Origin of the sequence: Vibrio jasicida CAIM 1864 = LMG 25398, assembly GCF_000400365.1 — a bacterium.
In the GTDB taxonomy this organism is placed as follows: domain Bacteria; phylum Pseudomonadota; class Gammaproteobacteria; order Enterobacterales; family Vibrionaceae; genus Vibrio; species Vibrio jasicida.
Map to the genome: position 1 here is coordinate 1 of NZ_BAOG01000206.1, position 10,946 is coordinate 10,946.

4 protein-coding genes are annotated in these 10,946 nt (G+C 45.7%); 2 read left to right on the forward strand and 2 right to left on the reverse strand.

Annotated features, from left to right (window positions below):
• Nucleotides 1-3,229 (reverse strand): Calx-beta domain-containing protein (locus VJL_RS26750; RefSeq protein WP_038882384.1); only part of this gene is annotated, 3,229 nt, incomplete at its 3' end.
• A 393-nt stretch (nucleotides 3,230-3,622) separates the two neighbouring features.
• Here VJL_RS26750 and VJL_RS26755 point away from each other — a divergent pair.
• Both VJL_RS26755 and VJL_RS26760 read left to right on the forward strand, forming a co-directional pair.
• Nucleotides 3,623-4,939, forward strand: coding sequence for a TolC family outer membrane protein (locus tag VJL_RS26755; RefSeq protein WP_038882386.1), 1,317 nt, complete (start codon nucleotides 3,623-3,625; stop codon nucleotides 4,937-4,939).
• A gap of 1 nt (nucleotide 4,940) precedes the next feature.
• The gene (locus VJL_RS26760) at nucleotides 4,941-5,564 is read left to right on the forward strand and encodes an OmpA family protein (protein WP_038873742.1); all 624 of its coding nucleotides are present in this window, start codon (nucleotides 4,941-4,943) and stop codon (nucleotides 5,562-5,564) included.
• A gap of 82 nt (nucleotides 5,565-5,646) precedes the next feature.
• On the opposite strand, the gene VJL_RS26765 is transcribed toward VJL_RS26760, so the two are convergent.
• On the reverse strand, nucleotides 5,647-10,946 hold a 5,300-nt coding region (locus tag VJL_RS26765; protein WP_038882387.1), incomplete at its 5' end, for a Calx-beta domain-containing protein.

Below are 10,946 nucleotides of genomic sequence, written 5' to 3' on the forward strand. Positions count from 1 at the left end.
ATGTGAAGGTTTCAGGGCCTTCAAAGACATCGTCATTGGTAGTATTTACAGTAACGCTGTAAGTTGTATCGTTCGCCGGTACGGTAACGTCAAAAGTACCATCTGGATTCACAGCCACCACTTGCGTTGAGTTATCCGCGTAAGTGATAGTGACTGATGTATCAGTGTAATCAACGCCACCATCTGCTGTACCATCAGCGAGTGTCATGCTCACAACTGTGTCCGTCGTACTCGGATTGCTCATGGTGACATCTAATGTGGCAGGATCACCTTCATTGACTGTCGCGTTACTAATTGAAGCAACAACTGGACGGTCATCATCTGGATCAGGTCCCGGGCCGCTACCGTCATCGACAATGGTACCCGTACCTTGTGCTGGGGTACTTTGGGTTGACGTAGAACCTGACAATGTAAAGGTTTCAGGCCCCTCGAACACATTGTCACTGGTGGTGTTTACGGTAACGCTGTAAGAGGTGTCATTAGCTGGCACAGTCACATCAAATGTACCATCTGGATTCACAGCCACGACTTGGGTTGAGTTGTCCGCGTAGGTGATGATCACTGACGTATCAGTGTAATCCACACCTCCATCAGCTGTACCGTCAGCAAGAGTCATAATCACAACCGTATCGGTCGTACTTGGGTTGCTTAACGTGACATCTAATGTGGCAGGATCACCTTCATTGACTGTCGTGTTACTAATTGAAGCTACGACTGGACGGTCGTCATCCGGATCTGGACCCGGACCAGTGCCATCATCAACAATGGTGCCTGTGCCCTGCGCGGGAGTATTTTGAGTTGAAGTGGAACCTGATAACGTGAAAGTTTCAGGACCTTCGAAGACATCGTCACTGGTGGTGTTTACGGTAACGCTGTAAGAGGTGTCATTAGCTGGCACAGTTACATCGAATGTGCCATCCGGATTTACTGCTACAACTTGCGTTGAGTTGTCTGCATAAGTAATGGTGACTGAGGTATCGGTGTAATCTACGCCACCATCTGCTGTGCCATCAGCAAGCGTCATACTCACAACAGTTTCTGTCGTGCTCGGATTGCTCAGGGTAACGTCTAATGTCGCTGGGTCACCTTCATTGACTGTCGCGCTGCTAATTGCAGCAACCACTGGACGGTCATCATCCGGTTCTGGGCCTGGTCCACTACCATCATCAACAATGGTACCCGTGCCTTGCGCTGGGGTATTTTGAGTTGAAGTGGAACCTGACAACGTGAAAGTCTCAGGACCTTCGAAGACATCGTCATCGATAGTATTCACCGTAACGCTGTAGGTTGTATCATTCGCAGACACAGTCACATCGAACGTACCATCTGGATTCACGGCCACCACTTGCGTTGAGTTATCTGCATAAGTGATGGTGACTGACGTATCGGTGTAGTCCACTCTACCGTCAGCAGTACCATCAGCAAGTGTCATGCTCACAACTGTATCGGTCGTGCTTGGATTGCTCAAGGTGACATCTAATGTGGCAGGATCACCTTCATTGACTGTTGCGTTGCTAATTGAAGCAACAACTGGACGGTCATCATCTGGATCAGGCCCCGGGCCACTGCCATCATCAACAATGGTACCCGTGCCTTGTGCTGGTGTGCTTTGTGTCGATGTTGTACCAGTCAGCGTGAAAGTCTCCGCACCTTCCAAAATATCGTCATCGAAGGTATCGACCGTAACACTGAAAGTCGTTGTGTTTTCGGGTACATTTACCTCAAACGTACCGTCTGGATTCAGTAACACGACTTCGCTGGTATTATCTGAAAACGTGATCGTGACGGTTGTGTCCGAAAAATCCACACCACTTGTCGCAGTATCACCTGCAAGTTGCATGGTGACTACGGTGTTTGTTGTACTCGGGTTACTGAGATTTACGACAAGCGTAGCCGCCTCGCCCTCATTTACCGTTGCATCCGTAATAGATGCAACATTAGGTCGATCATCGTCTGGATTTTGCCCAGGACCATCACCATCATCGCTTATGGTTGCTGTTCCTTCTGCGGGCTCTTCTTGAGTAGGTGTACTTGCAGTGAGCGTAAACGTTTCATCCCCTTCAAGTATTTCATCATTGTTCGTTACGACCGTGATAGAAAAGTCAGTATCATTTGCAGGAACCATCACTGTGAAAGAACCGTCCTCTGCAACGCTTACAGATTGCGATGTACCGTCTGAGAAGGTAACCAAAACAGATGTGTTATCGAAGTCACTCCCTCCTGTTGCACTGCCGTCGGCAAGTGTAAGAGTGACAGACGTTTCAGATTCACTTTGATTGCTTAAGACGACCTCAAAAACCGCAGGCTCTCCCTCATTAACGGTGACATCTGAGATAGAAAGCACAGTAGGACGATCATCATCAGGATTCTCTCCCGGACCATCCCCATCATCGCTGATGGTTGCTGTGCCAGTGACGGGGGCTTGTTGATTTGGCGTTGAACCACTGAGAGTGAAAGTTTCATCACCTTCTAAAAGTTCATCATTAAACGTTCGTACAGTGACAGTAAAAGTGGTCGTCTCGCTTGGTACAACAATAATGAAATCACCATTTTCATCGACGCTCACTTGCTGCTCTGTGCCATCTTCAAAAGTAATCGTCACGATGTTATTGAGGAAGTCAACGCCACTGTCTTCTTGTCCACCTGACGCACTGCCATCATCCAAAGAAAACACTAACTCGGTCTCGTCGCTTGTTGGCCCATCAAGAGTGACATCAAAGTTTACATCTTCACCTTCGCTTACCGTTGGACTTGATATGTCCTGTATGATGACGTCAGCAATTTGACTCGGTTGTGAGACAAAACCACTAAAATACAACTCTAACAAGGTTAAGATCTGTGTCTCTGAAAGGCCAAGAGAGGCCAACCCTACTGTTTCGAAATCAGTCGCAGCAAGACTTTCAGCACCAGTCCGATCGATTACGCCACTCGCCTGGGGACTCGAACCGTCACTCTCACCCGCTGCTGGTTCAAATTCTGTTCCTAACAGTGTTGGGTCATCACCTTGTGCTATCGCCTCTACAACTCTCGCAACGTCGTCTGTAATCTCTATAGGCTCCTGACTTTCCTGAGTCACAATCCGCACGTTAGGCGTAGATTCATTCGATAAATCAGAGACTAGCACTTCACCTTGAGCCGGAGCTTCGCCCTGTTCCAACTCTCTTAAATTACCGTCTAAACCGATAACCACTGTCTGGCCCAATAATGAGCGTAAGGTTGCATTATTCATAGTTACCTCGACTCGCATCGTGCTGCGTCAAAAGTTTGTCACCTCATCATTTACGACTATAGTTTAGTCAAAATAATCGCAAATTTTGCTTACCTACACGGTTCTCAGAGCTTTACTTTCCTAGGGGCGGGACAAGTGAAGATCGATAAAGCCAAACGGTTCAAAAGCGCTATGACCTTAAAAAATCAGGATTTTTTTTGCGGAATTTCGCTTAAAACATAAGCAAACTTAGTCATATGTGCTACGGTGTTATAAGGGGTCAGGCTGAGAATTAACCTCAAAAGCCTAGGGATAACAGTGAGTTGATAAATAATGCATTCAACCGCTGTTTAATGTCGTTGAATCTCATTTGTGAGAGCGGCAAATTGTATGGATTTTTCTGGGAGAATCGCCGTGAAGTGGAGCCGACTAAGCATAGCGTGCTGCAGTTGCCTAATAGTGTCATTTCCTATTTTCGGTCAAACGTTAGAACAGGCTGTAGCCTTAACGCTGAAAACAAACCCTGATTTGAAAGCTGCATTTAACGAATTCACAAGTAGTCGTTACGTTAACGACGCTTCATCAGGCGCATATTTACCACAAATTGATTTAGACGCTGGTATTGGTTACGAGGGAATTGATCCAGCCGAGAGTGTCGGACGTGGACAAACCGACTTAACCCGTAAAGAAGCGACCGTGACCTTAACCCAACTTATCTGGGATGGGTCTGCGACTCTGAACGACATCGATCGAACTGCGGCAGACGCAGAGTCACTGCGTTATCAACTCCTTGCTGATGCATCGGACAAAGCGCTAGAGGTGACAAAAGTTTATTTAGATGCGGTGAAAGCCTATGAAATTTTGACCTTGTCTGAAAACAATCTAGCGGTGCACAAACGCATTTACTCAGATATTAAAAAGCGTGTGAACTCCGGTATCGGTTCCACCGCGGATTTGACGCAGGTAGAAGCACGTTTAGCAAAAGCACACGGCAATCTTGCTGCTGCACAAAACAACCTCTATGACACACATACCATGTTTACTCGGTTAGTGGGTCAATCCCCACAAGGCTTAATTTTCCCTAGAGCTGATGAGAACTTCATTCCATATACTGTCGATGAAGCTGTAGGAATCGCTTTTGAGGAACACCCAGTGGTGAAAGTAGCGGTTGCTGATGTCGACTCAGCTAAGTTCCAGTACAAGCAATCCAAAGGGGTTAACCTCCCTACTGTCTCTATCGAAGCTTCACAGACTTGGCGAGATGATGCAGATGGTATTGAAGGTCGAAGTGACGAAACACTCGCAATGTTGCGTTTGAGATACAACCTTTATAACGGAGGCAGCGATGCGGCAAACTCAGAAAATTTCGCCTACCAATTAAACAAGGCGAAAGATTTACGCGCGTCCGCATACAAGAATATAGAAGAAGGGTTACGACTTTCTTGGAGTGCTTTAGATTTAACCTTGCAGCAAAAAGAATTCTTATCTGATCACGTAGACTCCGCAGCAGAGACCGTAATTGCCTACGAAAAGCAATACCGCATTGGCAAACGAACTCTCTTGGATTTGCTCAACACTGAGAATGAACTTTTCGAAGCACGTAAGGATTATCTGGATTCAAAATACGCCGAGCAATACGCAAAATACCGCGTAATGAATGCTACAGGACAACTGCTCAACTCTTTGCGCGTCGATATTCCGCAAGAGTGGCTAGAGAAAGTGGAGTATTAATATGAGAGTAATACCTATTTTTTTCATGGCGTGTTTGATTTCAGCGTGCAGTTCTAATTCTAATACCGAAACGGGCGATGAATACGAGTACATTGAAACACCCACCGCCAATCAAATTGCCGACCTGATCGATGATGATCGAGATGGTGTCATCAATGCTCGAGATTTGTGTCCTGGTACACCGATTGGTTCAGAAATCGATAATGATGGATGTGGGGAATTCTTAAAAACGTCCCAAGAAATGCAAATTCGAGTCTTGTTTGCGAACGATTCAGACGAAATCAATCCTATCTTTTCACAACAGCTCCGTGAGTTATCTGAGTTCTTAAAAGAATACCCAAGCACTTCTATTGAACTTCAAGGATATGCGAGCCGAACAGGGACTTCGCAACATAACTTAGACTTATCCAAACGCCGAGCTGAAAATGTAAGAAGAATCTTGCTTCAAAATGGCATATCACCGAACCGAGTAACCATTGTCGGCTACGGAGATACGATTCTGGCGTCTACTGGCACGGATGAAACAAGTCATGCGCTTAACCGACGAGTCACCGCTACCGTCGTCGGATACAAAGGAGAAGTGAAGAAAGAATGGACCATTTTCACCACTCTTCCTAAAAGCTAGCTAAGCCCATACGCTCACATAAACTAAAAAGGTCTAGTGTTTACTAGACCTTTTTGATTGATAGTACTGCCTTGCGGTTTACCTAGTTACTAGATAAATCGTTGATCTTAAGCAGATCATTCAAGATTGCACTGCCATCTATTGGGGATAATACGCCATCGTTAAGGTATTCACCGTACTGACTTGAGCCTCCCTCAATCACGAGTTTCTGGCTAGATGAACCATCCGATTCTGAAATCGTTAGGATCAGGTTCTCTCCATCGGTTTCCAACCCAATCTCATTGTTCGCAAGTAGTGAATCAATAGAGTCTGAATTATCAGTATGAAGCAAATCAGAAATATCAATCTTATCTTCGCCTTTAGTGAAGTCTGTGATCGTATCAATCTCACCATCTCGAATTCCGGAACCTTCATCGACAAGTTTAAAGATATCATCACCAGAACCACCTATAAGGATGTCGTCCCCTTCGCCACCGACCAAGATATCGTTCCCGCCGTGACCAAATAAGATGTCGTCACCTTGTTCTCCATAGAGTGAATCTGCTTTATCTCCTTGGTGGTTTTGATTAAATTCATCGATATGATCTTTCACATAAGTATGAATAGCTTCGGCATCAACTTTAGAAATATCTTGACCAGTTTCTTGTGCGACATGGGATTGAATTGCACTGATTCCCTGTTCATTGCCACCAAACTCGATCAAGTCACCAAGAAGGATGTCATCACCCTCTCCACCGCGGATGATATCCGAACCTTGTTTCAATGGAACATCTTGACCAAGTATCGTTTCTGCAAGTTTCGTAACATCAATTTCTGATTCGACAACGCCATCGGTGTCGTATTGTTGCAGTATGCTTTCCGATACGCCGCTTCCCAGACCGATTGCCTCCACACTCGAAAGGAGAGCTAGAACTTGATACATATGCTGAGCCTGAACGGAACTTCCACCTCTGTCATCGTATTCAAGGATTCCATTCTTACGGTCTATATCACCGATTTTCTGCCCCGTTTGAGGAGAGAAAAGATGCCCATCACTGTTGATTAAGACGTTACCTTTGTAACTAACGGTTTGACCAAAGCTGTAGCTGTTATCATTAACCACATCTTGCAACGTAACAAGCTGCCCATCGTCACCCACATCAAGTATGACTTTAGAGAATTCAGGACGCTTTATATTGTCGAGGTTATCGTATGTATTTGGCTGACCGTCGGTAATAAAGTATGTGATATTTTCTCCATTGACGTTTGGCTGAGTACCAAACCAATCGACTGCCGATTGCAAACCAGATTCATAGTTCGTATTACCACTACCGTAATCACCGATCTTATTGAGTTCCTCGACAAAATCAGTTCTTGCAGTTGCAGAACTCAGATCCACTTCAATCACCTTCGTCGCCCCAGTAGCAAACTCAGAAAGCAATATGTTTACCGTACCAGGCTCAACACCTTGGTTAACGGATGCAAGTAGCTCATCAAAAACGTCCAGAACTTCATCTTTTGCACTACCAACCCAGCTGCCCATGCTGCCAGACGTATCAAGCACAAACGCAATGTTGTAATCCTGTCCTGCGATGATTTCTAAACCTTGGACATCACCAACAATGAGGTCATTGTCGGCACTACCTTTGATCGTGTCATCGCCGTGCGAACCTGACTTAAGCTCAAACTCACGAGCAGTAATGTCAACCGATTCCGTTGTCGTTGCGGCGTCATTATTTGATGCTTCTACAGACGTTGCGGTAACACTCATAGGAAAATCAAAGCTGCCTTCATAATCGAATGGTACTTTAATCTCCAACGATGCGTGGCCTTGACTATCGATATTGACAAGGTAACTGCCATTGATCTCTGGAGTAACTATCAGGTCATTTACGTATAGCTCTACGCCCGATGGTAAGCCGTCGATGAGAACAGTTTGGTTCAAGCTCTCGCTGCCATCAGCGTCGACTAAATCGACATTAATATCGATAGGAATCCAACGATCTTGCAGTATCTGATAAGTCCCGTCAGGGTTAAGTTCTACTACTTTGTCGGCAAAGACGACACGCTCGATCTCATATAAGTGATCCCCACGGTCTTCTTGTCCTGTATTGTCATTAACCGAATCGATAGACCGGTTATCCAAGAAGATCCAGTATGGAACATCACCACCGTGGTTATTCTTGAAGGTAAACTCGTAGTCACTAAAGTTACCTGTTAAGTAAACCGTATCTGTCCCATCGTGTTCCGTGATGGTTGAAGCATCATCACCATAGAATGAGTCATTCTGCCCACCTCCAACAAAGACATCGTCACCGCCACCACCATAGAAGGTATCGTTGTAATCGGTACCAACAAACAGACTATCTGTATCTGAAATGTCGTTATTATTGCCAAGCATTACGTTTGCTGGTGGGTTGTCTTCTTGATAAACACTGTCTAGCCCCAGCCCAGCGGCAACTGATGCATTCTGAGGTTTGGTACTATCAATCGCTGATGTAACTAGGCTGTGGTTTGAATCAACCGCATCGTTCTTTGAAATATCGCCAACTGAAATCGTAACTTTTGGCGCGTCTGCGACAGCAACGACCTCAATATCCAATGTCTCTGTTGCGCCGGTGTTCGTGGTGTATGTAATCGATGGAACATCACCAGACCAATGTTCAACCGGTTCGAACTTGTAGCTACCGTCTTGGTTTACCACCAATGAACCACTATCTAACGAGACCGTTTCACCAACAGCGTAGTCTGTATTGTTAACGGTAATATGGTCGACCAATAGGACATTATCGCCATCAGTATCATTCAATATAACGTTACCCTGTAGCGACACATCTTCATTCGTGATGCCAACATCACTAGTTGTGTTTGTCGCTAGATTTTCATGCACGACGACATTAATCGTGGCATGTGAGTCTTCAGTATCACCATTCGAGCTTTCTGTACTTGTCGCCGTTACCGTAATGGTAAAGTCATCGTGCGATCCCGCTGGTGGTGTCACCGTCATAGAGTCAAGTGACCATCCTGTAACATCCAGTGCTTCGTTCACTGTCGCTACCGTAATAGAATTCACTCCGTCAGAGAGCACCGCCCCAATTGGCAAACCTTTTAATGTCACTGCAAGTGATTCAGAGCCATCAGTATCAGTCAGACTTGCTCGAATTTCTGAAATTGGAATAGCGGTATCTTGCAACCCTTCATTGACTTCATACGTCTCATAGAACTGAACGCCGTCCACTTCTTTTAACTCAGAAGTTCTTGCATCGATTGCATCCAAAGCAACTGAGTCACTCACCACATACAAGTTGCTGTTACTTAAATTAACTGGCGTTTGGCCATTGATAGAGACATCTACATTAAAATTGCCAGGCCCACTCTGGTTGTGATGATAAATCTCTATCGGGTAGAAGCCGGAAACAGCAGGTACAAATTCACCACCTTTAATGTCGCCACTCCCATTACCCCAGCGAGCCTCATCAACAAGTGTTCCACCAATTTTAATTGCTAAACTATCAACAGCGGTACCTACGAAGTCGTAGCTTGTACCAGCTTCTAGGTAGACTAATGCTGTCACTAATACGGCTTCATCCGCTGCTGTTGCCCCTGACGCGGTATCCTGAACATTGGTGGTGGTCGATTGGCTGCCATCTTCTAAATCTAAAGCTTCAATAGCATCAACCAAAACTTGTCCCGCAACACCTTGACCGTTATCAGAACCAATAATGACATTTGTCCAAGAAGTCACGTTGAAATCTTGTTGAGGAAGAGATAACCCTGGAGTCACTGTAACCAAATTCGGCGCATCTGCATCTGGGGTGACATCAATCGTCAATACGGATTCTTGCCCCGTATCTTCCCCATCCGTTGGTTTAAAGCCAATTTGCGCATAGTTCCCTTCTTGGTTACCAACCCCATTTCCAGTGAAGCTGTCATCACCAGATTCGTTTACCTCTGGAGTGAAACGTACACCATCGGCATCAAACTGCGATTTACTCAGTACTTGGTCTGTTTGAACCGTCTGCCAATTTCCTTGCTCATCTTTGTACTCAAGTACACCGTCGCTAGGAAGCGACGTAATTTGGACAGACAGAGTCGATGTTTCTGAGTCGGCGTCCGTGACGCCAAATGATGCCCAATCCAGAGTGACTTGGGAATCTTCTAGAGTGGTAACTGACGAAGGCGAAGCTTCTGGTGCATCATTCACGTTTACAAGTGAAACATTAACCTCTGCTGTGTCTACGCCACCCGTACCATCGGCAACCTTCACCTGCAGTGTATAGTCGCCTAAATCAACATCATCAATAGTCTTGTTGAGTGAAACCTCACCCGTCGATGGGTCGATATCAAATAGGCCGTTCGTTGTTGTTCCATCAGCAAAACTGTAAGTAAGTTCATCGTTATCTAGATCTTCAGCAACAAGCGTACCCACAACAGTGCCACTAACACTGTTTTCATTTACGGTGTCAAAGTCATAAACATCATTGTTTGCTGCATCGCCAGGAAGATCACCGTCAGAAATAAACTCCGGTGCGTGCTGAGCGTCATTGATAGTCACGCTCGCACTGTTGTTCGTAGAAGCCGTTGCGTCTGCACCTTCTACATCTTTAATCGTGACAGTAAATGACTCTGCACCTTCGTAAGTGCCGTCAGTAAGCGTAGTGATGTCTAGATCGACAGAAGACTGACCTGCCGGTACTTCAATACTTGCTACGCCAGTAAAGTCAGAGCCACCTTGAGCAACACCTGAGTACTCGAACTCAACCGTTACTTTCTCATCAGCAACTTGATCTAAGCTCACAGTAAAGCCTGCGGTTTGACCTTCATTTACGCTATCTTGGTCAGCAACAATGCTGACTTTCGGTGCCGCCTGCTCATCTGTTACAGAGATCGATGCCTCTTTAGAAGCCGTATTCAATGAAGAGTCTGCACCACTCGTTTCAGTTAGTGTCACTGTCAGATCTTCAGCGCCTTCATAGATATCGTCATCTAGCGTCTCAATATCAAGGTCGACTGAAGTTTGGCCTGCAGGGATAGTCACGGTGTAAGTGTTTGGCGCGGTGTAATCATCACTATCAACATCACCACCAATCGTAAATGTCACTACGACATCCTCATCCGCTTTCTGGTCGATACTTACAGTAAAGTTCGCATCACCACCTTCAGCGGTAGAGTCTGCATCAGCAACGATGCTGACTTTCGGTGCTTGCTGAGCGTCATTGATAGTCACGCTCGCACTGTTGTTCGTCGAAGCTGTTGCGTCTGCACCTTCTACATCTTTGATTGTGGCAGTAAATGACTCTGCACCTTCATAAGTACCATCAGTAAGCGTAACTATGTCGAGGTCAACTGAAGCCTGACCTGCTGGTACTTCAATACTTGTTACGCCAGTAAAGTCAGTACCAT

Bases quoted from the DNA above. Each gene is read 5' to 3' on its own strand.
- VJL_RS26760 (WP_038873742.1), top strand. From the start codon at position 4,941: ATGAGAGTAATACCTATTTTTTTCATGGCGTGTTTGATTTCAGCGTGC.